The organism is Martinezella sp. CNPSo 3732 (assembly GCF_057784515.1).
Map to the genome: position 1 here is coordinate 172,488 of NZ_JBXSOO010000002.1, position 25,259 is coordinate 197,746.

Below are 25,259 nucleotides of genomic sequence, written 5' to 3' on the forward strand. Positions count from 1 at the left end.
GGAACGGCAGCGGGTATCCAAAACATGGGCTTCCGTCCTGAGGTCCGACGGCAGGTTTGCCGCCATCATCTGCGTTGCGCCGCGGCGCATTTTCTGGGGGAGTTGGTCACTCAGGCGCCGTCGTGCTGCGATGCTCAGCCGTCGCCACCTTCTGTGCCCCGAGCGGTGTCGCGGCCTTCAGCCTTTCGCCGATATCGCGCAGGATGTTTGTGGAGTCCACCGAAAGCGAGCGTGGGCGCACCAGCGGGGGCAGGCCACCACTGGCGGGGTCGCCGGGCTTCTTGGCGGCAACGGTTTGCGGCTTCTGTACAGGGAAGGGGTTGGTGATTCCCGGGATCGGCTTCAGTACGATGCCCTGATTGGCGTAATCCATGATCTTCTTGAAGGTCATGGCCGGCAGGGTGCCGCCCGTCATGTTGTTCGTGGAGGTATAGTCGTCATTCCCGAACCAGACGGCGCAGGTGTAATTGCCGGTAAAGCCGATGAACCAGGCGTCGCGATAGGCCTGCGTCGTGCCGGTCTTGCCGCCGACCACGATGCCATTGTCGAGGGCTGCCTTGCGGCCGGTACCGATCACCGGAACCTGCGTCAGCATCTGGTTCATATAGGATGTGGCTTTTTCGCTGAGGACCCGCTTGGCCGGCTGTTCATCGTGACTGAAATCGTAGAGCACCTTGCCGTCATAGCCGGTGATCTGTTCGATGCCGTGACGCCGCGACTGCATGCCGTTGGCCGGGAAGACCGCATAGGCCGTCGCCTGGTCGAGGATGGTCACTTCCGATGTGCCGATCGGAATGGTCTTGTCGTTACGGATCGGTGTCTCGACGCCCATGGCCTTGGCCATGTTGCGGATCGGCTGAATGCCGAATTTCTCCTTGGCGAGCCGCACGGGGATGGTGTTGATCGATTGCGTCAGCGCCTGGGTGAGCGTCACCTTGCCTTCGTAGCGGTTTTCGTAATTATGCGGGCTCCAGTTGCCCCAGCTGATCGGCGCATCGACGATGGTGGACGTCGGCGTCATGCCGTTTTCCATCGCGACCGAGTACGTATAGATCTTGAAGGATGAACCCGGCTGGCGCAGCGCCTTGGTCGCGCGGTTGAACTGGCTTTCGCCGTAGTCGCTGCCGCCGACCATCGCGCGCACCGCGCCGCCGTTTTCGATGACGACGGAAGCGCCTTGTTTGGCCTTATAGCGCTCGCCGAACTCCATTAGACTGGATTGAACCGAATCCTCCGCCGCCTTCTGCAGCCCCATATCGATGGTGGTGCGCACGATCAGCGAGCGTTCGGGGAAGCGGGTAGCAAGCCGCTGCACCTCATCAAAGGCCCAATCGAGGAAATAGTCCGGGGATTCGATCTGGGCGCGGTCGACCACCGAAGCCGGGTTGCGCCGTGCGGCGACGACCTGTCCCTCGGTCATCAGCCCGCTCTGCACGAGATTGGACAGTACGTCGTTGGCGCGCGCACGCGCCGCCGGCAAGTTGACATGCGGCGCATATTTCGCCGGCGCCTTGAAGAGGCCGGCAAGCATCGCGGCTTCGGCCAGATTGACGTCGGTAATGCTCTTGCCGAAATAGAACTGCGCTGCTGCCGCTGCGCCGAAGGTGCCGCCGCCCATATAGGTGCGGTCGAGATAGAGGCTCAGGATCTCCTTCTTGGAGAGATTGGCCTCCAGCCAGATCGCCAGGAAGGCTTCCTTGACCTTGCGTTCGATGGAGCGCTCATTGCTGAGAAAGATGTTCTTGGCAAGCTGCTGCGTCAGCGTCGAGCCACCCTGGACGACGCCGCCGGCCTGCGCATTGACGGTGACTGCGCGGAACAGGCCGATGACGTCGATGCCGAAATGGTCGAAGAAGCGCCGATCCTCGGTCGCCAGCACCGCCTTGATGAAATAATCCGGCAGCTGGTCGACCGGCACGGAATTCTCGTGAATGATGCCGCGATGGCCGATGACATTGCCGTAGCGGTCGAGGAAGGTGACGGCGAAATTGCCGCGGTTGCGCCAGTCGCCCTGTGTGGCCTCGAAGGCCGGCATGGCGAGCATCAGCATGACGACGGAGCCGGCCGTCCCCAGCGTCAGGCCTTCACCGAGCAGTTCGAAAAGAATGCGTTTCCAGCCGCGAACGCGGAAACGGCGGAAGAAGATTGTGATCTCCTCCCATGCTTCGGCGAGACCGAAACCGGCATTCCATAAAGTGGAATCGATCCATGAATCGAGGCGTAAAAAGAAATAGCGCTTCCGACGCCGCGGCTTTTCGGCCCCGTTATCCCTAGGCGTCTCGGGCTCCATCTTCGGCCCGTTTTCTGGATTGGATGGGTCTTCCACGCTCTACTTCCCGACCACATTACTGCCGCGTGTCTCCTTGTGACACACGCAAAGCCCATTATCTCATAGAACGGCTAATTGAATAATTGGTTGATTTAGAGAAAAGAACAAGAGACATGCATGCCGCAGCCCGAATTCCCTCTTTGGCGGGTGGCGAGGACGACGATGATGACAGATGAGATACCCTTCTGGAAAAGCAAGACCCTGGCGGAGATGAGCCCGTCGGAATGGGAGAGCATTTGCGACGGCTGTGGTCTCTGTTGTCTCAACAAGCTGGAGGAGTGGGATAGCGGCGACGTCTATTTCACCTCGATCCGCTGCAAGCTGATGGATGGCGAAAGCTGTCGCTGCACAAGCTATCCGAACCGCTGGGATTTCGTGCCCGACTGCGTGCAGCTGACGCCGGAGAAAGTGCCGGAGCTGGAATGGCTGCCGCCCACCTGCGCCTACCGCCTCGTCAATGAGGGCCATGATCTCTATTGGTGGCATCCGCTGATCTCGGGTGATCCGGAAACGGTGCATATCGCTGGTGTTTCCGCCAGAGGGCGCACCGTCAGCGAGAAGGATGTCGATCTTGACGATTTCGAAGATTATGTCGTCGACTGGCCGCTGACCGTCGAGGACGACATGATGCCTAATCCTCCGGCACAGTCATAGATTTCGGCGCTGCATTCCGCCAGGCCTGGCGCATCAGTCTTTTGACCTCTTCGTTTCCGGCATCGCGATGAAAAAGTCGTGTCCACCCCTTCAGGCCCCAACCGCCTGGTACGGCGGCGACATGTTCAGGCATGATGGTCGAAGCCATCTGCTGCTGGTCCGGCGTCAGCTTGACGACGCAGAAATCCGGTCCCCGGAGTGTCATGAAGATCTTGCCCCGAACACGAAAGTCGCGGGTTCCGAAGTGTGAGCTTTCTGTAGCCTCCGGCAGGCCAAGGGCAAGGGATATAAGGTCCTCGTCGGTCATGGTCGCGATGATAGCATGCCGCGCCGCCACGCGGTAAATGCCACCTGCATGACCTGCGACGAGATGGTCCAGGAAGCGAAGGGACGGTTTGTTGAATTGCTCCCACACGCATGGTATCGCGCGATGCCCTCGCATATGCACAAGGAGCCGCCTCGTGGTCCGTCATATCGTCTTCTTTACCGTCCCCGATCGTGCCAAGCTTGAGGAGGTCCGTTCCGGCCTCTCGATCCTCACGGCCATTCCGCATGCGCGGCTTTTGGAGATCGGCACGAACGTCAAGACCGATCAGCTTGGAACCGAAGTCGATCTGGTAGTCTACGGCGAATTCGACGACGAGGCGGCATTGGCGGCTTACAAGGCTCATCCGAATTACCAGCGCTCCATCGAGCGCGTTCGTCCGCTGCGCGAAATGCGCATTGCGGCAGACTATGAGACGGCGACGGCCGTCCGTAAACCTTTCTGAACGTCTGGCCCGGGGCAGCCTTTTCAATGGATTGAGCACACCAGCGGAATCGGATTGTTGGCAAGCGGATTTTCGGCTTGAGGTTCTTCAATCAACTTTTGAAGCCCCGGCCTCAACTTGAGAGGAAATCGTGGCAAGCGATTCAAAGGACTCAAGGAAATCGCCACGCCTTATGCCGATAAGGCGTCTTCAGGCCGGTTGCATCGGCCACGAGGGGGCACTGTCATCTCGCCCACATGAACCGATGATAAGCGAGAATGATTAAAAATGGCTAAGCCTGCGGCTCCGGATGTGGTGCCCGCGAACGCGGACATGCATCGATTCACGCATATCGCCGATAGATTGTATTGGGGCCGCGCTCTGGAGCGACAAACGGTTGCCGTTGTCACGTTGCAGTGGATTCACATTCAATAATTTCAAAGACTTAACGCATCAGCCCGGCGCCCCTTGCGCCCGATGGATCGAAAATTACAGCCCATTCATTTGCCATTCAGACGTGTTTGGGTAAATAATCGACCAAGTTCATATCCCTGTGGGAAGTCCGAAGCATGGCCTCATTTTCAAGCATGGCAGCAGCGGCCCTCGTCCTGGCTGGCTCGTCTGTTCTGCCGGCGCCAGCGCCGACGTCGACCCTGGTCGCGCGCGCTAACAGCGATTGCAGTGAGGCAGCCGAGGAGGTCGTCGCCAAGACAGGTGGCCAGCTTCTTTCGGCACAACCTTCCGGCGACAGCTGTATCATCACCGTTCTCGTCCAGGGCAACGGCCAGCGCCCGCGCAAGGTGACGATGAAGGTGCCGATGTGATCCCCGCGCTTTTGGTGCCAACCTAAAGCCTTGAATCTTACACGAAATCTTATTGTTTCCGTGATTCCACTGCACCACAATTTGCGGTACTGTTTCTCGAACCGGGGAAATTGGATTTAGAGATGCGCATTCTCATAGTCGAAGACGATATCAACTTGAACCGTCAGCTTGCCGAGGCCTTGAAGGAGGCAGGCTATGTGGTCGATACGGCCTTTGATGGCGAGGAAGGGCATTTCCTCGGCGATACCGAGCCTTACGACGCGATCATCCTCGATATCGGCTTGCCTGAAATGGATGGCATCACAGTGCTTGAGAAATGGCGCGGCGCCGGGCGCACCGTGCCGGTGCTCCTCTTGACCGCCCGTGATCGCTGGAGCGACAAGGTGGCGGGCATCGATGCCGGTGCGGACGATTACGTCGCCAAGCCTTTCCATGTCGAGGAAGTGCTCGCCCGCATCCGCGCGCTCATCCGCCGCGCCGCGGGCCATGCCTCCTCGGAAATCGTCTGCGGTCCGGTGCGTCTCGACACCAAGAGCTCGAAGGCGACCGTCGACGGCAAGCCGCTCAAGCTTACGTCTCATGAATACCGGCTGCTTGCCTATCTCATGCATCACAAGGGCGAGGTCGTCTCCCGCACCGAGCTGGTCGAGCATATGTATGATCAGGATTTCGATCGGGATTCCAATACGATTGAAGTGTTTGTCGGGCGCCTTCGCAAGAAGATGGGTGTCGACCTGATCGAAACGGTTCGCGGCCTTGGTTACAGAATCCAAGCTCCAACCAATGCGAATTAAGTCTCTCACCGCTCGCGTCCTGCTGCTGACCACGCTTTGGTCTGCTGTGGCGCTGGTGGTGATCGGCCTTGTCATCTCCGATATCTACCGCAAGAACGCCGAGCGCGGCTTTCAGGACCTATTGCGCGCCCAGCTCTATAACGTCATCAATTCCGTGACGATCGGTGATCAGGGTGCGCTGTCAGGCAGTCCGCAGCTTGGAGACCTCCGTTTCTCACAGCCGAAAACCGGCTGGTATTGGATAGTCGAGCCGCTCGGCACATATACGTCAACCCCCTTAGTTTCGTCGTCGCTCGGCGCGTCGAACCTGCCGGTTCTATCCGTCCTGGAAGCGCCTTTCGATAAGAATTACGAGCGCTATTATATCGTCACCGACGCCTTCGGAAATCGCGTGCAGGTGGCGGAAACGGAAATCCAGTTCGATACGGACCATGCGGCTCGGTTTCGCGTCACCGGCAATGTCGCCGTGGTCGAGGATGATGTCCGCAATTTCTCCCACAGCCTCTACTTCGCACTCGTCGGCTTCGGCGTCGGCAGCTTGATCGTCAATGCGCTCGCCATTCTTTATGGCTTGAAGCCGCTCGATAAGGCGCGTGCGGCGCTGGAGCGTATCCGCGCCGGTGAAAGCGAGCGTCTGCAAGGTGACTTTCCGCGCGAGATCCTGCCGCTTGCCAATGAGATCAATGCGCTGATCGATAGTAACCGGCGTATCGTCGAGCGCGCCCGCATGCAGGTCGGCAATCTCGCACACTCGCTAAAAACGCCGATTGCGGTTCTTCTGAATGAATCCCGTGTCTTGGAGCGCTCGCATGGCGATCTGGTAAAGAACCAGGCCGAGGCGATGCAGGGTCAGGTGCAATCCTATCTCAATCGTGCCCGCATCGCCGCGCAGCGCGAATCCGTGCTGGCGCGCACTGAAGCCGAGCCGGCGCTGGAGCGGCTCGTCCGTGTCATGCGTCGGCTGAACGCCGACAAGGAGTTCGAACTCTCCGTCTCGCCCAATCTGGCGCTCGCCATGGAGCAGCAGGATCTTGAGGAGACGGTCGGCAATCTCCTTGAAAATGCCGCCCGCTTTGCCGAACACAAGGTGCGTCTGGTTGCAAGCGAGGCGCCGGCCGAGGTCAAGGGCATCGATCCGGCGCGTCGCCATTGGGTGGAACTGGTGGTTGAGGACGATGGTCCCGGGCTAGAGCCGGATCAGATCCGCGAAGCCCTAAAGCGCGGGCGTAGACTGGATGAGAGCAAGCCCGGCACCGGTCTCGGCCTATCGATCGTCAGCGAGATTACGAATGAATATCAAGGCCGTTTCGAGCTCTCCCGGGGCAGCTGGGGCGGGCTTCGCGCGAGCCTAATTTTGCCGGGCTTGACGAAGGATGTTGCGTGAGGAACGGCATGATGCCAAAAAGGCGTTGTGGGTCATGATGATGCCGCAGCGCAGTACCTATGGTTTTGCTTTTTGATACTGGTTCGGTTGTATGAAGCTTCGTACCTTTTTTCTAATTGTCCCCTCTCTTTTCACCGCGGTTGCGCTTTCAGGTTGCTCGACGACAAGTAGCCTGGGAGGCGGCAAGAGCCTGTTTTCGTCTGCGAAGCCTCCGGCTTCCGCAACCTTCATCAATGCTCTTGATGGTGGCATCGTCGAGCGCACCGGCATCAAACTCAGCGACAGCGACAAGCAGCGGGCGCTGGAAGCCGAATATCGGGCGCTTGAGACCTCGCCGCTTGGCCAACCCGTGGCATGGAAGGGCAGGAATGCGAGTGGCGAGGTTGTCCCCGCTGCGCCCTATCAGGTCGGTTCCCAGAATTGCCGGCAATATACTCATATAGTCACGGTCGACGGCAAGCCGACGACGGCAAGGGGTGCGGCCTGCCGCAACGACGACGGCACTTGGACGCCGCTTGAATAGGCGTCTGCACTGAAGGGCGCGGCCAAACGCCTCAAATCTTCGTCAGATAGCCTTTCCCGGTTGGAATAAGCGCCCCGTTAAAGTATTGGGCGTCTATGCTGTTCTGGATTCTCGTGGCCGTTCTTACGGCGGTTGTTGGCGCTGTGCTGCTCTATCCTCTTCTGCGTGGTGCGAAGGAGGCGGAGGAGCGTCGTTCCGGAGAGGCCGAGGTTTATCGCGATCAGCTTCGTGAATTGGAGCGCGATCTTGCCGGCGGCCTCATCTCCGCACAGGAGGCCGGCTATGCCCGCGCCGAAATCGGACGGCGCCTCATCGCTGCTGCCAAGGATGAAAAGACGACAGTGAAATCGCCTGCGCATGGCAGCTATCGTCTTGCCCAGGCCTTCATCATCGTCCTTCTTCCGGCCGTTGGTCTCTGTCTCTATCTTTTCAATGGCGATCCCGGCCTGCCGGCGCAGCCGCTGGAAGCGCGGCTCGAAAAGCCAGGAAGCGATCTCGCCATTTCGATCGTCAAGATCGAGCAGCATCTGGCCAAAAACCCGGATGATGCCAAGGGATGGGAGGTCCTGGCGCCGATCTATTTCAAGACCAACCGTATCGGCGATGCGGAGCTTGCCTATCGCAACGTCATCCGCCTGCTGGGGCCGAACGCAACTCGGCTTGGCGATCTGGGCGAGGTGCTGGTCGTCAAGGCCAATGGCATAGTAACGGCGGAGGCGCGCGGCGTGCTGCAGCAATCCCTAGCGCTCGATGCCGCCAATCCGCGCACGCTTTTCTATCTGGCGCTCGCGCTGGAGCAGGAGGGCAAAGCTGAAGATGCAAAGACCGCCTTCGAGGCTCTCGCCAAGCAATCGCCGCCTGATGCGCCCTGGCTTGCTGTCGTTGACCAACACGTCGTCAAGAATGGTGGCCAGCCGACGGCATCGGCGAACGACAAGGCACCCGGCAATCCGACCGCGGAGGATATCGCTGCGGCCAATGCGCTGAGCAGCGGCGACCGCCAGCAGATGATCCGCGGTATGGTCGACAGCCTCGATGCTAAGCTCAAGCAAGATCCGAAGAATTTCGAGGGCTGGATGCGGTTGATCCGCTCCTATGCGGTGTTGAATGATCGGGAACGCGCAGCGGATGCGTTGAAGCGCGGTCTCGCGGCCTTTCCGGCCAATGGAGGGGAGGGCCAGCAGCTTTTGGCGCTGGCGAAGGAATTGGGATTGCCGACGGAGGAGACGCAGCAATGACCCGCAAGCAGAAACGACTGGCTGTGATCGCCGGCGGCATGGGTTTCATCGCTGTTGCCGTGCTGCTCGTCCTCTTCGCCTTCAGCCAGTCGGTCGCCTATTTCTACATGCCGGCCGATCTCGCCAAAACGCCAGTCAATGCCGGCACGCTGATCCGCCTGGGCGGGCTTGTCAGGGAGGGCTCGATCGTGCGCGGTCAGGGAACGCAGGTTCAATTCTCGGTCACCGACGGCGCCGATACGATCAAGGTCAAATATGACGGCATCCTGCCGGATCTGTTCCGCGAAGGACAGGGTGTCGTCACCGAAGGCAAGTTTGAGCCGGGCAGCGACGTTTTCGTTGCCGACAGCGTACTCGCCAAGCATGATGAGCGCTACATGCCGAAGCAGGTCGCCGACAAGCTGAAGGCTGATGGCGTGTGGAAAGGCGAGGAGGCCAGCCAATGATCATCGAGCTCGGACACTATGCCCTGGTGCTGGCGCTCGCGACCGCGCTGATCGTCTCCATCCTGCCTGTTATCGGCGCCCGGCGCGGTGACGTGTCGATGATGAATATCGCCCCGGTCGGCGCGATCGTCATGTTTCTGCTGGTCGCCTTCTCCTTCGGCGTGCTGACCTATGCCTATGTTGCTTCCGATTTCTCCGTTCTCAACGTCTGGGCCAATTCCCACTCGCTGATGCCGCTGATCTTCAAGATCTCCGGCGTCTGGGGCAATCACGAGGGATCGATGATGCTTTGGCTGTTGATCCTGGCGCTGTTCAGTGCGCTCGTTGCGCTATACGGGCGCAATCTGCCCGACGTGCTGCGCGCCAACGTGCTCGCCGTGCAGTCGTGGATCTCGTCGGCCTTTCTGGTCTTCATTCTACTTACCTCGAATCCGTTCCTTCGGCTCAACCCGGCCCCGGCCGAGGGCAAGGATCTTAATCCCGTGCTCCAGGATATCGGCCTGGCGATCCATCCACCCTTGCTCTATCTCGGCTATGTCGGCTTTTCCGTCTGCTTCTCCTTCGCCGTCGCCGCACTTCTGGAAGGGCGTATCGATGCCGCCTGGGCGCGGTGGGTTCGCCCCTGGACGCTCGCTGCCTGGAGTTTCCTGACGCTCGGCATCGCCATGGGTTCTTATTGGGCCTATTACGAGCTCGGCTGGGGCGGCTGGTGGTTTTGGGATCCGGTGGAAAATGCCTCCTTCATGCCCTGGCTTGCCGGCACGGCGCTACTGCATTCGGCTGTCGTCATGGAAAAGCGCGACGCCCTAAAGATCTGGACGGTGCTGCTGGCGATCCTCACCTTCTCGCTGTCGCTGCTTGGTACCTTCCTCGTTCGCTCCGGCGTGCTGACTTCGGTCCATTCCTTCGCCAGCGATCCGACGCGCGGTATCTTCATCCTCTGCATATTGCTGATCTTCATCGGTGGTGCCCTGTCGCTGTTTGCCCTGCGCGCCCCGAAGCTTGCCGCCGGCGGATTGTTCGCGCCAATCTCGCGCGAGGGCGCCCTGGTGCTGAACAACCTGATCCTGACCGTCGCCTGCGGCACGGTTTTGACCGGCACGCTCTATCCGCTGGCGCTCGAAACACTGACCGGTGACAAGATTTCCGTCGGCCCGCCCTTCTTCAACATGACGTTCGGACTGTTGATGACGCCGATCCTCGTTGCCGTGCCGTTCGGCCCGCTGCTCGCCTGGAAGCGCGGCGATCTGCTCGGTGCGCTGCAGAGGCTTTATGTCGTTGCGAGCCTGGCCTTCCTGGTCGGCCTTATCCTGTTCTATGTCGAGCATGGTGGGCCGGTACTTGCTGCTCTCGGCCTCGCCGCCGGTTTTTTCCTGGTCTTCGGCGCCTTGGCCGATCTCTGGTATCGCGCCGGCGTCGGCAAGGTGGCGGCGGGTGTCGCCTGGCGGCGCTTGAGTGGGCTGCCGCGCTCAGCCTTCGGCACCGCTCTTGCCCATGCGGGTCTCGGCATCACCGTACTCGGCATTGTTGCGGTGACCACCTTCGAGGGGGAACACATCACCAGCATGAAGCCGGGTGAGACAGCCGAGCTCGGCGGCTACAGCCTGCGCTTTGACGGCGTGCAGCCGGGTGTCGGCCCCAATTTCACAGAAGATCGCGCTCACTTCACCGTTAGCCGTGGAGGGGTTGCCTTTGCGGAAATGTCCTCCGCCAAGCGTGTCTTCACGGCAAGCCGCACGGCGACTACCGAATCCGGCATCCTCACGCTCGGCCTCAACCAGCTCTATGTGTCGGTCGGCGATGCCGGCAAGGATGGCGGCATGGTCGTGCGCATCTGGTGGAAGCCGTTCATTCTTTGCATCTGGCTGGGAGCGCTGATCATGGCGATCGGCGGCTTCGTATCGCTCAGCGACCGTCGTCTGCGCGTCGGCGCCCCGAGCCGTAAGGCGAAACCGGCTCGTCCGACCCTGGAGCCGGCTGAATGATAGGTTTGATTGTCACACCCCCATCGGCCCCTCGGAGAGAAGGTGCCCGAAGGGCGAATGAGGGGGGATTCCCCATCAAGAATAGAGGGGCTGGAAAGAAGGCAGGGGTGTTCGTCGGCCTGCTTATGCTGCTGGCATTGCTCTTTGCCGCGGCACCCGCCTTTGCCGTCAATCCCGATGAAGTTCTGCCCGATCCGGCCTTGGAGGCGCGGGCGCGCACCATCTCGGCCGAATTGCGCTGCATGGTCTGCCAGAACCAATCCATCGATGATTCCAATGCCGATCTCGCGCGTGACCTGCGCTTGCTGGTGCGCAAGCGCCTGACCGATGGCGACACCGATCAGCAGGTGCTTGATTACATCGTCTCCCGCTATGGCGAGTTCGTGCTGCTCAAGCCGCGCCTGAGCGCGAAGACCTATATTCTCTGGGGCGCACCGATCGCGCTTTTCTTAGCAGGTGGACTAGCCCTTGCCGTCTATGCGCGTCGTCGTACCGGCAAGCCCACCGGCAACCCCCTGAGTGCCGATGAAGAGGCGCAGTTGAAAGACATCCTGGGGAAGTGACGCGGCTTCATCTTCCGTCGTCACATTGCAACGATTTCCTTACATTACAAATTTTTCATGGGGCGGACAGTTCGTTGTAAGGTGCCGTGCCCTATATCTCCATCATGATGAACCATAGCCGGTTCTCCCGGCGCAAATCCGACGAGAAGAGAGAAGGTAATTCGCATATGTTCAGGAATATCAAGGACACCTTGTCCCGCAGCACTGCTATGAAGGCTTCCGTCGTCGCCGGCCTCGCTGTCGCTGCCCTGACAACGGGTGTTCCGGCCGTAGTCACCGGTGCCTATGCCGATGCCGTCAACGTTCAGGCGCCGCAGGTTCCGAGCTTCGCCAATGTGGTGGACGCCGTATCGCCGGCTGTCGTGTCCGTTCGCGTCGAATCTCGCGTCAACTCGGTTGCCGACGAGGATGATTCTTTCGGTCTTGGCCGCGGCTTCGATGACCTTCCGGACGATCACCCGTTGAAGAAGTTCTTCCGCCAGTTCGAGCAGCAGCAGGGTCGCGGCCAGCAGCATGGCCAGAACCAGCAGAAGAATTCCGATGACAAGGGCCGCCTGCGCCCGGTCGCTCAAGGATCCGGTTTCTTCGTCTCCGAAGACGGCTACATCGTCACCAACAATCACGTCGTTTCCGATGGTGCCGCTTTCGTCGTCGTCCTCAATGACGGCACCGAACTCGACGCCAAGCTCGTCGGCAAGGATAGCCGCACCGATCTTGCTGTCCTGAAGGTCGATCCCAAGGGCAAGAAGTTCACCTATGTCGGCTGGGCCGATGACTCCAAGGTCCGCGTTGGCGATTGGGTCGTTGCCGTCGGCAATCCGTTCGGCCTTGGCGGCACGGTCACGGCCGGTATCGTCTCGGCTCGCGGCCGCGACATTCATTCCGGCCCCTATGACGATTACATCCAGATCGACGCGCCGGTGAACAAGGGCAACTCGGGTGGCCCGACTTTCAACCTCAACGGCCAAGTGGTCGGCATCAACACCGCCATCTTCTCGCAGTCGGGCGGCAGCGTCGGCATCGCCTTCGCAATTCCGGCCACGACCGCCAAGGATGTCGTAACCGACCTGATCAAGACCGGCACGGTTTCGCGCGGCTGGCTCGGCGTTCAGATCCAGCCCGTCACCAAGGACATCGCCGAATCCCTCGGCCTGTCCGAAGCAAGCGGTGCTCTGGTCGTCTCCCCGCAGGATGGCTCGCCTGGCCAGAAGGCCGGCATCAAGAATGGCGACGTCGTGACGGCGGTCAATGGCGATCCGGTGAAGGATCCGCGTGATCTCGCTCGTCGCATCGGCGCCATGCAGCCGGGCTCCAAGGTCGATGTTTCGATCTGGCGTGCTGGCAAATCGCAGTCGGTCACGGTCGAACTCGGCACGCTTCCCGCCGATCAGAACCAGGCCTCCAATGACGACTCGCAGCCGGATCAGCAGCCGCAGCAGCCGTCCTCCGAGAAGGCGCTGGCTGACCTCGGCCTCACCGTCGGCCCTTCCGACGATGGCAAGGGTGTCGCGATCACCGCTGTCGATCCCGACTCCGATGCCGCCGACAAGGGCGTGAAGGAGGGCGAGAAGATCACCTCGGTCAACAACCAGCAGGTCTCGAACGCCGGCGACATCGCCAAGGTCATCGAGCAGGCGAAGAAGGATGGCCGCACGCGCGCCCTATTCCAGATTCAGTCCGGCAATGGCAGCCGCTTCGTCGCTCTCCCGATCAATGCCGGTTGATCCTTTAAGCGAATGAAATGAATCAGGAAGCCGCGCAGGCCACGGCTTGCGCGGCTTCCTTTTTACAACATATCAAAGATGACTGGCTCCAAGGCAGGTGAAAGATGACAACCGCTAGCCAACATGCCGTGAATTCTCCTGATTCTGGTTGTGCCGAGGCTGCGTCGGCAGGTAATGTCGCTCATATGAAGATTCTGATCATCGAAGACGATCTCGAAGCGGCGGCTTACCTCACCAAGGCGTTTCGCGAGGCCGGCATTATTGCCGATCACGCGAGCGACGGCGAGAGCGGTCTCTTCATGGCCACTGAAAACACCTATGATGTTGCCATTATCGACCGCATGCTGCCGCGCCGCGATGGCCTCTCCGTTATCAGCGAACTGCGCCGTAAGGGCGTTCATACGCCGGTTCTGATCCTTTCCGCACTCGGCCAGGTCGATGACCGCGTCACCGGCTTGCGCGCCGGCGGCGACGATTACCTGCCGAAGCCCTATGCCTTCAGCGAGCTTTTGGCGCGCGTCGAAGTGCTCGGCCGTCGCAAGGGCACGCCGGAGCAGGATGTTCTTTATCGCGTCGGCGATCTGGAACTGGACCGCCTCTCGCATGAGGTGCGCCGCGGCGGCAAGGAAATACTGCTGCAGCCGCGCGAATTCCGCCTGCTGGAATATCTGATGAAGAATGCTGGCCAGGTCGTGACCCGCACCATGCTGCTGGAAAATGTCTGGGATTATCATTTCGATCCCCAGACGAACGTCATCGACGTCCACGTTTCGCGTCTGCGCTCCAAGATCGAGAAGGATTTCAGCCAGCCGTTGCTGAAGACGATCCGCGGCGCCGGCTACATGATCAAGGACGAGGGATGAGTCGCTTCCGCGTCCTCTTCAAGTCCACCGCAGTCCAACTTTCAGCCCTCTACATCCTTCTTTTCTCGCTTTGTGCCGCGACGCTGGTCTTCTATGTCACGGCCATGTCCGAACGGCTGCTGACGGGACAGATCCGCGATGCCGTCCAGCAGGAGGTCAGCCAGGTCAAGCGTGCCTACGACATTGGCGGTCTGAACCTGCTTCTGCGCACCATGGAGCGCCGCGCCCGCCAGCCGGGTGCCAATCTCTATGTTATTGCGGGACCTTCCGGCGACATCCTGGCTGGCAACGTCGCATCCGTACAGCCCGGTGTGCTTGGCGCGGCCGGCTGGACCGAGCTGCCTTTCTCCTACGAGCGCTACACCGACGCTTCCAACGATCCGGAGCGCCGGCACCTGGCAATTGCCAACATTTTCATTCTCGACAATGGCTTGCGCATCCTGATCGGCCGCGACCTCGGCGAGCCGGAGCGCTTCCGCGTGCTGGTGCGCCAGGCGCTGATGCTGGCGCTGGCGATCATGGGTCTCGGCGCATTGGTCATCTGGTTCGGCATCGGCCGCAACGCATTGAAGCGCATCGACCGGATGACGGATGCCAGCCGCAAGATCATGGCGGGCGATCTCTCGCAACGACTGCCGGTCGGCGGTTCTGGCGATGAGTTCGACCGCATGTCCGCTTCGCTGAATGCGATGCTCGAGCGCATCGAGAAGCTGAACGAAGGGCTGCGGCAGGTCTCCGACAATATCGCTCATGATCTCAAGACGCCGCTGACGCGCCTGCGCAACAAGGCCGCCGATGCGCTCGACAGCGCCGACAGCGAGGGTCGTCGTGTCGCCCTTGAAGGCATTATCGGCGAATCCGATCAGCTGATCCGCACCTTCAATGCTCTCCTGATGATTTCCCGTGTCGAGGCGGGGTCGGTGGCGGCCGAAATGACTGAAGTCGATCTCTCTTCCATCGTCGCTGACACAGCCGAACTTTACGAGCCGGTCGCGGAAGAGGCGGGTCTGACACTGACGGCAGATATCGAGCCGAATGTCGAAATTCAGGGCAATCGCGAGCTGATTGGTCAGGCACTCTTCAATCTCATCGACAACGCCCTCAAATATGCGACGGGCTGCAATGGCGAGCAGAAGATCATTTTCAAGCTGGCGCGCACGAACGACGCGGTGACGCTCGCGGTCGCCGATCATGGGCCGGGCATTCCGGCCCATCAACGTGCCGATGTGGTCAAGCGTTTCTTCCGTCTGGACGAAAGCCGCTCCAAGCCGGGAACCGGCCTCGGCCTTGCGCTGGTGGAGGCTGTCATGGAGCTGCATGGCGGTCGGCTCGAGCTTTCCGATACGATACCCGACAGTCCTGATGCCAAGGGATTAACGGTCACCATGATCTTCCCCATGCAGAAACAATAGGTTAATCCTGCACTAGAGCAGTTCCAGCAAAAGTGCAGAGCGGTTTTGCGTCCGGAACTGCGTAAAAACCAGAAGATGGAGCGTTTTCGCGATTCGAAGAAAAGCGGAAATGCTCTAGAGCCGGATGATTTTAGGTCGAAACGACCTAAAATCTGAATCCGCTCTAGCGTCAAAGACGTAGAGCATGATGTTGTCCGAAAACCGCTCACACTTTTCGGCATCATGCTCTATCCGCTTGCTGTTGGGGAGAACTGCATGACGACGACGCAAAGCGATTTGCTGCGGGATGTTCCGGCCGGGCGGTTGCGGCCGCTGAACCAGACGGAGACGAAATCTGCGCTTGCCGATCTCAAGCAGATCGCCGGAACGGAGCCGGTCGCCGCCGACCTCCTCGCAGGCGAGAGCGCATTGCGGGATTTCATCGTCGCGGCTCTGACCTTGTCCCCTCATTTGCGCGAAATCGCCAATCTCGAACCGTCGCTCCTCGTTGCCGCGATCGAGAAGCCGCTGTCGCCGCAGATCGAGGCTTTGGTAGAAGAGGCTCGCCGCGCCTGGCTGCCGGCGAGCGGCGAAGGAGCTTCTCCTACGGAATCCGAGGTGATGAGCCGCCTGCGCATCGCCAAGCGCCGCGCAGCCTTCCTCGTTGCCCTTGCCGATCTCGCGCGCATCTATGACGGCAGGGTGACGACACGCTGGTTGAGCAGGCTTGCGGAGGCCTCGATCTCAGCGGCGATCGATCACCTGTTGCTGTCGTCGCACGAGGCCGGCAAGATCGTGGTTCCCGATCCCGCCGCCCCGAGCCGGAAATCCGGGTTGATCGTCCTTGGCATGGGCAAGCTTGGCGCCGAAGAGCTGAACTATTCCTCCGACATCGATCTGGTCGTCTTCTTTGACGAGACTGCGGGCATCGTGCCCGATCCAGACGATGCCATCGACATCTTCCCGCGGCTGATGCGGCGGCTGGTGCGCATCCTTCAGGAGCGCACGGCGGATGGCTATGTCTTCCGCACCGATCTTCGCCTGCGCCCCGATCCCGGCTCGACGCCGCTTGCGATTCCGGTCGAGGCGGCCATGATCTATTATGAGGGCAGGGGACAGAACTGGGAGCGCGCCGCCTTCATCAAAGCGCGGCCCGTCGGTGGCGATATCGCCGCCGGTCAGGCCTTCCTCCGCGATCTCGTGCCCTTCGTCTTCCGTAAATATCTGGACTATGCCGCGATATCAGACATTCACTCTATCAAGCGCCAAATCCATGCGCATAAGGGACACGGCGCGATCGCGGTCAAGGGCCATAACGTCAAGCTTGGCCGCGGCGGCATTCGCGAGATCGAGTTTTTCGTGCAGACGCAACAGCTCATTGCCGGCGGCCGCATGCCGTCTCTGCGCAGCCGGTCGACGGAGGAAACGCTTTCCGAACTGACCGAGGCGAAGTGGATCGATGCGGAAACGCGCGACGAGCTGATATCGGCCTATTGGTTCCTGCGCGATGTCGAGCATCGCATCCAGATGGTGCGGGACGAGCAGACGCATCTGCTGCCGGAAACCGATGCCGAACTCCGGCGCATCGCCTACATGATGGGCTTTGCGGACGTGTCGGCTTTTTCCGAAGCGCTGGTGACGACGTTGAAAACCGTCGAGCGTCGCTATGCGCGCCTGTTCGAGCAGGAGACCAAGCTGTCGAGCGAGACCGGCAATCTGGTCTTTACCGGCCAGGGTGACGATCCCGATACCCTGGAGACGCTACGTCGTCTGGGCTTCGAACGGCCATCGGACATCGCCAATGTCATCCGCACCTGGCACTACGGACGATATCGCGCCACCCAATCGGTGGAAGCGCGCGAACGGTTGACGGAACTGACGCCGGAGTTGCTGCGCGTCTTCGGCGAAAGCAAGCGTGCAGACAAGGCATTGCTGCGCTTCGACAGCTTCATTTCCGGTCTGCCGGCGGGCATCCAGCTCTTCTCGCTGCTGGGGACCAATCCGGCGCTTCTCTCGCTCATCGTCAACATCATGTCGTCGGCGCCGCGGCTTGCCGAGATCATCGCGGCCAAGCCGCATGTCTTTGACGGCATGCTGGATCCAAGGCTGATGGCCGAGCTGCCGACGCGCGATTATCTGGCCGAGCGCCTCCAGAGCTTCCTTGCTCCGGCAGGGCATTATGAAGAGACGCTCGACCTGCTGCGGATCTTTGCCTCCGAACAGCGCTTCCTGATCGGCATTCGCCTGTTGACGGGCGCGATCGGCGGGGTCATGGCGGCCCGTGCCTTCACCTACCTTGCCGATCTGATCGTCGAGGCGGCGCTGGACGCCGTCATGAAGGAAATCCGGGCGGCGCATGGGGAATATCCCGGCGGCCGTGTCGCGGTCGTCGGAATGGGCAAGCTCGGCAGTTTCGAGCTCTCTGCCGGTTCCGACATCGATATCATCCTGCTTTACGATTACGACGATGCGGCCGGCGAATCCGATGGTCCGAAGCCGCTCGATGCCACGCGCTATTTCACGCGCATCACGCAGCGTCTGATCGCGGCCCTCTCTGCGCCGACGGCTGAAGGTGTGCTCTACGAGGTTGACATGCGCTTGCGTCCTTCCGGCAACAAGGGGCCGGTCGCCACGCGCATCAATTCCTTCGAGAAGTACCAGCGCGAGGAAGCCTGGACCTGGGAGCATATGGCGCTGTCCCGATCTCGCTTGATCTGTGGCGACGAGGACTTGGTGAATGATGCGGAGCGCATCATCGGCGAGGTTCTTTCGACAAAGAGAGATGTCGCCAAGATCGCCAGGGATGTTCGCGAGATGCGCGCCTTGATCGAACAGGAAAAGCCGCCGGAAAGCATCTGGGATCTGAAGCTGATATCAGGCGGCCTGATCGATATCGAATTCATCGCGCAATATCTGCGGCTGGTCGCGTCGGTCCGCGGCGTTGGCATCGATGCAAACGGCCTCAGCACGGCCGAAGCGTTGAAGCTGCTCGGCGGCAGCCTGATGGATCGCAACGATCTCGACGTTTGCCTGGAGGCCCTGCAGCTCTATACGGAAGTGTCGCAGCTGATCCGTCTTTGCATCGACGGCACGTTCGATCCGAAAAATACGCCGTCCGGCCTGATCGAACTGGTCTGCCGTGCGGGCGATTGCCCCGATATCCGCACGCTGGAAGCTGAGTTGAAGCGCCTGTCGAAGGCGGTGCGGAAGGTATTCCAGGCGACGGTCGCAAGCTGATCAGCTCTGATCCGGGATGCGGATCGCGATCACCGTGCCGGTGCCCTCGCGGGAGCGGATGCGCATGCGGCCGTGATGCAACGCGGTCAGCGATCTGGAAATGGCAAGCCCCAGGCCCGAGCCTCCCTTGCTCTTCGCATATTGGCTCTGCACCTGTTCGAAGGGCTGGCCGATCTTGCTGAGCGCCGATTTCGGAATGCCGATGCCGGTATCGGCGATGACGAGCATGACGGCATCGTCGACCCTGCGGGTACGAACTGCGATGCGGCCGCCATCATTGGTGAATTTCACCGCGTTGGAGAGCAGGTTGAGTACGATCTGCTTCATCGCCCGCCGGTCGGCATTGAGCTTGATCTCGGAGGAAATGTCCTGCTCGACGAGAATATTCTTCTGCGCAGCCGGAATGTGGGTGAAGCGCAGGCATTCCTCGATGAGCGGTGCGAGATTGATCCGCTCGCAGCTGAGCTTCATATGCCCCGCTTCGATCTTGGACATGTCGAGAATGTCGTTGATGACATTGAGCAGATGCTTGCCGCTGTCGTGAATGTCCTTGGCATATTCGTTGTAGCGCGCCGAGCCGAGCGGACCGAACATCTGGTCCTGCAGGATTTCGGAGAAACCGAGGATAGCGTTGAGCGGCGTGCGCAGCTCGTGCGACATGTTGGCGAGGAATTCCGATTTGGCCCTGTTGGCGGCTTCGGCGCGTTCCTTTTCGGCGAGATAGTTGGCGTTGGCAGTCGAAAGCTCCGCCTTCTGCTTCTCAAGGATCTGCCGCGATGCGGAGAGATCATTGATCGTCGCCATCAGCCGGCGCTCGGACTCGCGAAGGCGCTCCTGGTTGCGCTTGAGCTGGGTGATGTCTGTGCCGACGGAGACAAGGCCGCCGTCGCGGGTGCGCCGTTCGTTGATCTGCAGCCAGCGCTCGTCGGCGAGCTGCACTTCCGTCGTCTGCGAATGATTGGAGCGGCCGGGATCGACGATGCGGCGCTCGATGACCGGTCGCGCCGCAGCGGCATTGACCACGGCCCGCTCGGTGCCCGGCACGAGCACATTGTCGGGCAGACCATAGGCCTGCTGGAAATGCGCGTTGCACATGACCAGGCGATCGTTCTTGTCCCACAGCACGAAAGCTTCGGAGGTACATTCGATAGCATCGGCCAGGCGCTGGTCGGCCTCGGCATAGCGCTGCGCAAGCCGGTGCTGTTCGGTTACATCCATGGCGATGCCGATCATATGGACGCGGCCGGAATTGGTGCGGATCACCTGGGCGCGGGCGCGCATCCAGACATAATGTCCCTTGGCGTGGCGGATGCGCAGGATTTGGTCCACCTGGCCGGCATTGCCGCGGGTGACGGTGCGAGCGAGCATATGCAGGCTGTTGTCGTCCGGATGCATCAGCCGCGCCGCATCGGTAAAGGCGAGTGGTTTGTCGGCGACCGGCAGCCCGAGCATGTCGTACATCGACCGTGACCAGAAAAACTGGCGGCTGGTGAAATCGAAATCCCAGAGGCCACAGCGCCCGCGCGACAGTGCGGTCTCGACCCGCAGGTTGGATTCGAGGAAGATTTCGTCCGCGTCCCGGGCGCGTTTCACCTGCGTATAATAGGCATAGAGGATGACAAGCAGGATGGAGGATATGCCGGCAAACAGCGTGACATTGAGCGTCAGCTCATCGCGCCAGAGCTTCTCGATCTGATCCATCGAGGCGGCAGACAGAATGAAATCGCCCTTGTCGCCGATCAGGGAAATCGCCGCATAATAGGGCTCGCCGCCGATCATGGTCTCGATCACGTCGGCATGGTCGCCAAAACTGCGGATGGCCGACACTTCCGGAAAGAAATCGGAGACAAGCATGCCGATATAGCCGGAGCCGGCGGCCGACGAGCCGAACACCCGGCCGCTTGCCTGAACCAACAGAACGAAAGCGCCGGTGTCCAGCCGATCCTGCGGCAGATAGGAGGCCAGTTTCCGTTCTGCGCCGCTGCGGTCCCCGGCCTGAAACAGGCTCGCGTCATTCGAAAAGGCTGCGGCTGCGGCTGCGATGGAAAGCGAGGTTGCGCGGCGGGCCGATGCCGCCATCCGGCTATGTTCCGTAATCATGCCGAAGAAATGCGAGGCGGCAACGACCATCAGGAAGGAAACGATGAGAACGGGAATGATGCGCTTGAGAATATGTTCCGTCTGCGGAAAACGACGTGAAATCGTTTCCATCCGCACTCCGGTTCGATCGGTAACGCCGCTATGCCAGGATTTCAGACCGTCGAAATTAACACGCAGCCGTCCATCGGCCGCGGTTGCCCGCCGCACGTCCACCATCGCTTTAGCCTTGTCCCTCGTGTGATTCGCTGCGCCGCTCGCCCGAATCTGCCTTAATGAATCATTCGTGATTCGGCTTGTCCAGAGGGTGCGGTAAAACTTTCTTAACCCTCTGCGATTTCAGCATATTTTACACACGCAGCGGTAAGTTGCGCGCGGCCGGGACTCGCTGAAGCTGAAAAGGCCGATGCAAATCAGCCTTTGAAATCGGCATGTTGAGCGATCGAAATCACTCTTTGAGGATACGCTCAACGATGTCGCGCACGTCCGTCGAAAGACCGCCTGCACGCTCGATCCGCATCAGTGCCGAGCGTGCATGGTCGGCCCGCACTGGCTCCAGCAGGCGCCAGGAGCGCATCGAAGTCAGGATGCGGGCCGCAAGCTGCGGGTTGCGTTGATCGATCTCGAGAATCTGGTCGGCCAGGAAATTGTATCCTGCACCATCTACGCGGCCGAAGCCGGTGGGGTTGGCGAAGGCAAAGGTGCCGACCAGCGCACGCACGCGGTTCGGATTGGTGTGCTTGAACAGCGGTGTCCCCATGAGCAGTCGAATGCGTTCCAACGCCCCGGCGCCGGGAATCGCTGCCTGAATGGCGAGCCACTTGTCGATGACGAGCGCATTGTCGGCGAAGCGGTCGCGGAAATGCGCAAGCGCCGCCGCCGTCTCGGCAGTATCAGGGAACCGCTGGGCCAGAATGGTCAGCGCCGCACTGAGATCGGTCATGTTGTTCGCGACATCATAGGCCGCTTTGGCTCGTGCTGGCGTCTCGTCCGATTGCGACAGGTAGCTCAAAGCCGCATTGCGCAGGGCGCGACGCCCGGCGCTTGCAGCATCCGGGCTGAAGTGACCCGGCGTTTGCATGCCGTCATAGAGCGCGGCGAACACATCCTGTCCAGCTACAGCGATCCGCTTGATGATTGTCTGGCGTGCGGCATGAATGGCATCCGGGTCGTTATTGCCGCCGAGTTCGCGGGCAATATCGGATTCGCTCGGCAAGGTTAGGACCTGAGCGCGGAACGCCGGCTCCAGACTTTCGTCGGCGGCAGCTGCAAGCAGCGCGTCGGTGAAGGCCGGATCACAGGTGATCTCGACGCCCTGGCGTGCATCGCGGGCGGCTTGCAGGAGGTTCGGCAGGCCGAGGTCGATCAGCGCCTGCCAGCGGGCGAAATGATCGGTCTCGTGACGGGCGATCAGAGCGAGATCGCCGGCGCTCTGGCTGAACTGCAGATTGATTGGCGTCGAGAAGCTGCGATTGAGCGACAGGACCGGCCGTCGCGGAATACCGTGGAACGTCACCGTCTGCGTCTGCTTCGTCAGGTGCAATACGTCGCCGGTCAGCTCGGCTCCTGTAACGGATGTCGGTGTGATGATGGTGCCGTCTTCGGCAAGCAAGCCCATGCGCAACGGAATATGCATCGGCTTTTTGACGGCCTGGCCAGGCGTTGCCGGTACCATCTGTTCGAGCGACAGCGTGAATGTCTTGGCATGGGGATCATAGGCGCCGGATGCGGTGACGAGGGGCGTGCCGGCCTGATGGTACCATAGCGAGAACTGCGTGAGATCGCGGCCGCTGACATCTTCGAAGCATCTGACGAAATCTTCGATCGTCACGGCCTGTCCGTCATGCCGATCGAAATAGAGGTCCATGCCCTTCTTGAAGAGATCGCGGCCGAGCAGCGTCTCGATCATGCGTGTGACCTCGCTGCCCTTCTCATAGACCGTGGTCGTATAGAAGTTGTTGATTTCGCGGTATGTCGTCGGCCGCACCGGATGGGCAAGCGGCCCGCTATCCTCCGGAAACTGCTCCGATTTCAGATGTCGAACTTCGGCGATGCGCTTGACGGGGCGCGAACGCTGGTCGGCGGAAAACTCATGATCGCGATAGACAGTCAGGCCTTCCTTGAGGCAGAGCTGGAACCAGTCGCGGCAGGTGATGCGGTTGCCCGTCCAGTTATGGAAATATTCGTGGGCGATGATGGCTTCGATATTGGCATAATCGGCATCGGTCGCGGTCTCTGGATCGGCCAGAACGTACTTGTCGTTGAAGACGTTGAGGCCTTTGTTTTCCATTGCTCCCATGTTGAAGTCCGAGACGGCGACAATCATGAAGATATCGAGATCGTATTCGCGGCCGAACCGCTCTTCGTCCCACTTCATCGAGCGCTTCAGCGCATCCATGGCGTAGGTCGCGCGCGGCTCCTTGCCGTGCTCGACGTAGATCTTCAGTGCGACCTCACGGCCGGACATTGTGGTGAATGTGTCCTCAACGACGCCGAGGTCGCCGGCAACGAGCGCGAAGAGATAGCTCGGCTTCGGATGCGGATCGAACCAGGCGGCGAAATGCCTGCCTTCGCCATAGCCGGCGCCGCCAAGGAAATTGCCGTTCGACAGCAGCAGCGGATTGGCGGCCTTGTCGGCGATGATGTTGACCGTATAGGGGGCGAGAACGTCCGGCCGGTCGGGGAAATAAGTGATGCGGCGGAAGCCTTCGGCTTCGCACTGCGTGCAATAAATGCCGCCGGTGCGGTAGAGGCCCATCAGCTGCGTATTGGCTTCCGGGTTGATGACGGTCGTGATCGTTAGCTCGAAAGGCGTGCTTTCCGGCAGATCGCGAACCGTGAGGCTCTCGGGCGTGGCGTCATATTGCGCGGCAGGCAGTTCCGCCTGATCGAGCAACAGGCCGGAGAGCACGAGCTCGTCGCCATCGAGCAGCAGGGGCGCCTTGGGATCGATACCTTCCCGGCGATGGAAGATCAGCCGTGCCTCCACTTTGGTCTCGGTCGGATGCAGATCGAAGGTCAGGTCCACGCGTTCCAGAACGAAGTCGGTGGGACGATAGTCTGCCAGATTGACGATCTGGCCGGTGTCTGTGCGCATGGTCTATCCTGATCAGGCTATGCTGTGGCGGGTACAGTCCGAAGCCTTTCTCCGGACTGAAAGTGCCGCATCATTACACCGAAATCTGAACCAAAGTTAAAGTCATATCGCAATGGCAATATGTTTTGTTATGGCACAATAAGTATTCGCTCGCCGGGCAGTTCTCAATTCAGCTATCCGAATGAAAAGTGGCAGCTTTGCGCCTGCATTTGCAGACTGGCGGTACAATTGCTACGATAACACTGAGGTGGATCATCATGACTGCATTGCTGTTAGATGCGGGCCGTTACGGTCGGGAAACAATAATTTAAAGTAAATTGTTTGTTTAACCCCTTGCGATATAAAGGTGCTTGCATAACTATAGCATGCTATTAAACGTCGGAATTATGATCGATTCCGATTATTTCGTTCACAAAAATGAAACATCCACTTTCTGTTGCTTTTTAAGAAGGGCACCCCAGGAGGCCCGATTGAGTTTTTCCATCGAGCAACTTGCTCGTCACCCCAAGTTCGTAGCATCCTTGAGCTTTCTCTCCGAGACATTGCGTAACCGCTATGACAACGCCCCCAGGGTTGCCCGCATGCTCGCCTCACATCAGCGCTGGCTTCTGACCCAGGCCGCTTATGCGCTTCATCTTGAATATGATCCGGGGATTCCGGGCTCGGGACTGACCGTCGTTGCCCTGCGCAATCTCATCACGCATTACCGCATCGCCAGTCGCAACACGGTCCTGAGTTTTGTCGAGGAATTGCTGACCTACCGCTTTCTGGAGTTGGCTCCAGGACCTGCCCGCCGTCCCCGCCGCTACGTGCCGACGGAAATCAGCTACACGGGGATGTTCGGCTGGTATCTCGCCAATCTGGCCGCGCTCGATCTCCTTGACAATGGCAGCCGAGCAGCTGCGCTGGTCGCTTCGCCGATGCTGATGGATCTGGCACAGCCGCGCATGACCCGCAATTGTCTGGCGGCCGACATCTGGCGCGAACCGCCGGAAAGCGTCGGCCTATTTCTTTGGACGGAATCCGGCGGTCTTGTCGTCGATCATATCGTGTCCAGGCTGGATCTCAATGGACAAGTCGGCGATCAAATCGATATCGGCCATGTCGACGCCCGCGCTCTGGCGGCACATTTCATGATATCGCGCACCCATTTGCAGCGTCTTCTGCGCAAATCTGCCGATCGCGGAGACATCGGCTGGCATGACGAACCCAAGAAGACGCGTATGTGGATATCGCGCAATTTTCTCGATCAGTATTGCGAATGGCAGGCCGTAAAATTGGCGGCGGTCGATGAGGCCTTCGCTTGGGCGCGGTCCGCCTAGAGGGCAGGGGTCTTTCGGATCTGTCCGTTCGGCTCGACC

19 protein-coding genes are annotated in these 25,259 nt (G+C 60.2%); 15 read left to right on the top strand and 4 right to left on the bottom strand.

What is annotated here, in order from left to right:
* Positions 1-106 precede the first annotated feature (106 nt).
* The gene (locus AC13RM_RS05720; protein ID WP_488554697.1) at positions 107-2,326 is read right to left on the bottom strand and encodes a transglycosylase domain-containing protein; all 2,220 of its coding nucleotides are present in this window, start codon (positions 2,324-2,326) and stop codon (positions 107-109) included.
* 168 nt (positions 2,327-2,494) lie between these two features.
* Between AC13RM_RS05720 and AC13RM_RS05725 the strand changes: the two genes are divergently transcribed.
* The gene (locus AC13RM_RS05725) at positions 2,495-2,983 is read left to right on the top strand and encodes a YcgN family cysteine cluster protein (protein ID WP_440479128.1); all 489 of its coding nucleotides are present in this window, start codon (positions 2,495-2,497) and stop codon (positions 2,981-2,983) included.
* On the opposite strand, the gene AC13RM_RS05730 is transcribed toward AC13RM_RS05725, so the two are convergent.
* Positions 2,961-3,290, bottom strand: a complete 330-nt coding sequence (locus AC13RM_RS05730) for an MmcQ/YjbR family DNA-binding protein (protein ID WP_162738099.1) — start codon at positions 3,288-3,290, stop codon at positions 2,961-2,963. The two genes, AC13RM_RS05725 and AC13RM_RS05730, sit on opposite strands and share 23 nt — an antisense overlap.
* A 154-nt stretch (positions 3,291-3,444) precedes the next feature.
* Between AC13RM_RS05730 and AC13RM_RS05735 the strand changes: the two genes are divergently transcribed.
* From AC13RM_RS05735 to AC13RM_RS05795, 13 genes are all read left to right on the top strand, one after another.
* Complete coding sequence (locus AC13RM_RS05735; RefSeq protein ID WP_440479119.1) at positions 3,445-3,753, top strand: Dabb family protein; 309 nt, start codon at positions 3,445-3,447, stop codon at positions 3,751-3,753.
* Positions 3,754-4,301: 548 nt separating this feature from the next.
* Complete coding sequence (locus AC13RM_RS05740; RefSeq protein ID WP_113229446.1) at positions 4,302-4,556, top strand: hypothetical protein; 255 nt, start codon at positions 4,302-4,304, stop codon at positions 4,554-4,556.
* A gap of 122 nt (positions 4,557-4,678) precedes the next feature.
* Positions 4,679-5,350 carry a response regulator transcription factor gene (locus AC13RM_RS05745; RefSeq protein ID WP_015339225.1) on the top strand — a complete coding sequence of 224 codons (672 nt, stop codon included), beginning with the start codon at positions 4,679-4,681 and terminating at the stop codon, positions 5,348-5,350.
* Positions 5,340-6,734: an ATP-binding protein gene (locus AC13RM_RS05750; RefSeq protein WP_374815894.1), complete on the top strand. Its 1,395-nt coding sequence runs from the start codon at positions 5,340-5,342 to the stop codon at positions 6,732-6,734. Before AC13RM_RS05745 ends, AC13RM_RS05750 begins: the two co-directional genes overlap by 11 nt.
* A gap of 91 nt (positions 6,735-6,825) precedes the next feature.
* Positions 6,826-7,257, top strand: a complete 432-nt coding sequence (locus AC13RM_RS05755) for an RT0821/Lpp0805 family surface protein (protein ID WP_374815896.1) — start codon at positions 6,826-6,828, stop codon at positions 7,255-7,257.
* Between the two features lie 95 nt (positions 7,258-7,352).
* Entirely contained in the window at positions 7,353-8,495 is a 1,143-nt protein-coding gene (gene ccmI, locus AC13RM_RS05760; RefSeq protein WP_374815897.1) for a c-type cytochrome biogenesis protein CcmI, read from the top strand.
* Entirely contained in the window at positions 8,492-8,941 is a 450-nt protein-coding gene (gene ccmE / locus AC13RM_RS05765) for a cytochrome c maturation protein CcmE (RefSeq protein WP_374815899.1), read from the top strand. Before ccmI ends, ccmE begins: the two co-directional genes overlap by 4 nt.
* A complete protein-coding gene (locus AC13RM_RS05770) occupies positions 8,938-10,926 on the top strand; it encodes a heme lyase CcmF/NrfE family subunit (protein WP_374815901.1) in 1,989 nt (662 codons plus the stop codon). Before ccmE ends, AC13RM_RS05770 begins: the two co-directional genes overlap by 4 nt.
* Before the next feature lie 125 nt (positions 10,927-11,051).
* On the top strand, positions 11,052-11,489 hold the full coding sequence (locus AC13RM_RS05775) for a cytochrome c-type biogenesis protein (RefSeq protein ID WP_374816250.1): 438 nt from the start codon (positions 11,052-11,054) through the stop codon (positions 11,487-11,489).
* A 167-nt stretch (positions 11,490-11,656) separates the two neighbouring features.
* Positions 11,657-13,213: a Do family serine endopeptidase gene (locus tag AC13RM_RS05780; protein WP_374815903.1), complete on the top strand. Its 1,557-nt coding sequence runs from the start codon at positions 11,657-11,659 to the stop codon at positions 13,211-13,213.
* A gap of 104 nt (positions 13,214-13,317) precedes the next feature.
* Complete coding sequence (locus AC13RM_RS05785; RefSeq protein ID WP_374815905.1) at positions 13,318-14,076, top strand: response regulator transcription factor; 759 nt, start codon at positions 13,318-13,320, stop codon at positions 14,074-14,076.
* Positions 14,073-15,488, top strand: a complete 1,416-nt coding sequence (locus tag AC13RM_RS05790) for a sensor histidine kinase (RefSeq protein WP_488554698.1) — start codon at positions 14,073-14,075, stop codon at positions 15,486-15,488. The genes AC13RM_RS05785 and AC13RM_RS05790 overlap by 4 nt, the downstream gene beginning before the upstream one ends.
* 255 nt (positions 15,489-15,743) lie before the next feature.
* Positions 15,744-18,704: a bifunctional [glutamine synthetase] adenylyltransferase/[glutamine synthetase]-adenylyl-L-tyrosine phosphorylase gene (locus AC13RM_RS05795; RefSeq protein WP_374815908.1), complete on the top strand. Its 2,961-nt coding sequence runs from the start codon at positions 15,744-15,746 to the stop codon at positions 18,702-18,704.
* On the opposite strand, the gene AC13RM_RS05800 is transcribed toward AC13RM_RS05795, so the two are convergent.
* Entirely contained in the window at positions 18,705-21,020 is a 2,316-nt protein-coding gene (locus tag AC13RM_RS05800; RefSeq protein ID WP_285173613.1) for a PAS domain-containing sensor histidine kinase, read from the bottom strand. It lies immediately after the preceding gene.
* A 229-nt stretch (positions 21,021-21,249) separates the two neighbouring features.
* Positions 21,250-23,898 carry an aminopeptidase N gene (pepN, locus tag AC13RM_RS05805; protein WP_374815910.1) on the bottom strand — a complete coding sequence of 883 codons (2,649 nt, stop codon included), beginning with the start codon at positions 23,896-23,898 and terminating at the stop codon, positions 21,250-21,252.
* Positions 23,899-24,368: 470 nt separating this feature from the next.
* Between pepN and AC13RM_RS05810 the strand changes: the two genes are divergently transcribed.
* Positions 24,369-25,220, top strand: a complete 852-nt coding sequence (locus AC13RM_RS05810; protein ID WP_374815912.1) for a hypothetical protein — start codon at positions 24,369-24,371, stop codon at positions 25,218-25,220.
* Positions 25,221-25,259 lie beyond the last annotated feature (39 nt).

What these genes read in the sequence shown, in the direction of transcription:
- AC13RM_RS05725 (WP_440479128.1), top strand. Translation starts at nt 2,495, where the DNA reads ATGACAGATGAGATACCCTTCTGGAAAAGCAAGACCCTGGCGGAGATG.
- AC13RM_RS05730 (WP_162738099.1), bottom strand. Translation starts at nt 3,290, where the DNA reads ATGACCGACGAGGACCTTATATCCCTTGCCCTTGGCCTGCCGGAGGCT.
- AC13RM_RS05740 (WP_113229446.1), top strand. Translation starts at nt 4,302, where the DNA reads ATGGCCTCATTTTCAAGCATGGCAGCAGCGGCCCTCGTCCTGGCTGGC.
- AC13RM_RS05745 (WP_015339225.1), top strand. Translation starts at nt 4,679, where the DNA reads ATGCGCATTCTCATAGTCGAAGACGATATCAACTTGAACCGTCAGCTT.
- AC13RM_RS05750 (WP_374815894.1), top strand. Translation starts at nt 5,340, where the DNA reads ATGCGAATTAAGTCTCTCACCGCTCGCGTCCTGCTGCTGACCACGCTT.
- AC13RM_RS05755 (WP_374815896.1), top strand. Translation starts at nt 6,826, where the DNA reads ATGAAGCTTCGTACCTTTTTTCTAATTGTCCCCTCTCTTTTCACCGCG.
- ccmI (WP_374815897.1), top strand. Translation starts at nt 7,353, where the DNA reads ATGCTGTTCTGGATTCTCGTGGCCGTTCTTACGGCGGTTGTTGGCGCT.
- ccmE (WP_374815899.1), top strand. Translation starts at nt 8,492, where the DNA reads ATGACCCGCAAGCAGAAACGACTGGCTGTGATCGCCGGCGGCATGGGT.
- AC13RM_RS05770 (WP_374815901.1), top strand. Translation starts at nt 8,938, where the DNA reads ATGATCATCGAGCTCGGACACTATGCCCTGGTGCTGGCGCTCGCGACC.
- AC13RM_RS05775 (WP_374816250.1), top strand. Translation starts at nt 11,052, where the DNA reads ATGCTGCTGGCATTGCTCTTTGCCGCGGCACCCGCCTTTGCCGTCAAT.
- AC13RM_RS05780 (WP_374815903.1), top strand. Translation starts at nt 11,657, where the DNA reads ATGTTCAGGAATATCAAGGACACCTTGTCCCGCAGCACTGCTATGAAG.
- AC13RM_RS05785 (WP_374815905.1), top strand. Translation starts at nt 13,318, where the DNA reads ATGACAACCGCTAGCCAACATGCCGTGAATTCTCCTGATTCTGGTTGT.
- AC13RM_RS05790 (WP_488554698.1), top strand. Translation starts at nt 14,073, where the DNA reads ATGAGTCGCTTCCGCGTCCTCTTCAAGTCCACCGCAGTCCAACTTTCA.
- AC13RM_RS05795 (WP_374815908.1), top strand. Translation starts at nt 15,744, where the DNA reads ATGACGACGACGCAAAGCGATTTGCTGCGGGATGTTCCGGCCGGGCGG.
- AC13RM_RS05800 (WP_285173613.1), bottom strand. Translation starts at nt 21,020, where the DNA reads ATGGTGGACGTGCGGCGGGCAACCGCGGCCGATGGACGGCTGCGTGTT.
- pepN (WP_374815910.1), bottom strand. Translation starts at nt 23,898, where the DNA reads ATGCGCACAGACACCGGCCAGATCGTCAATCTGGCAGACTATCGTCCC.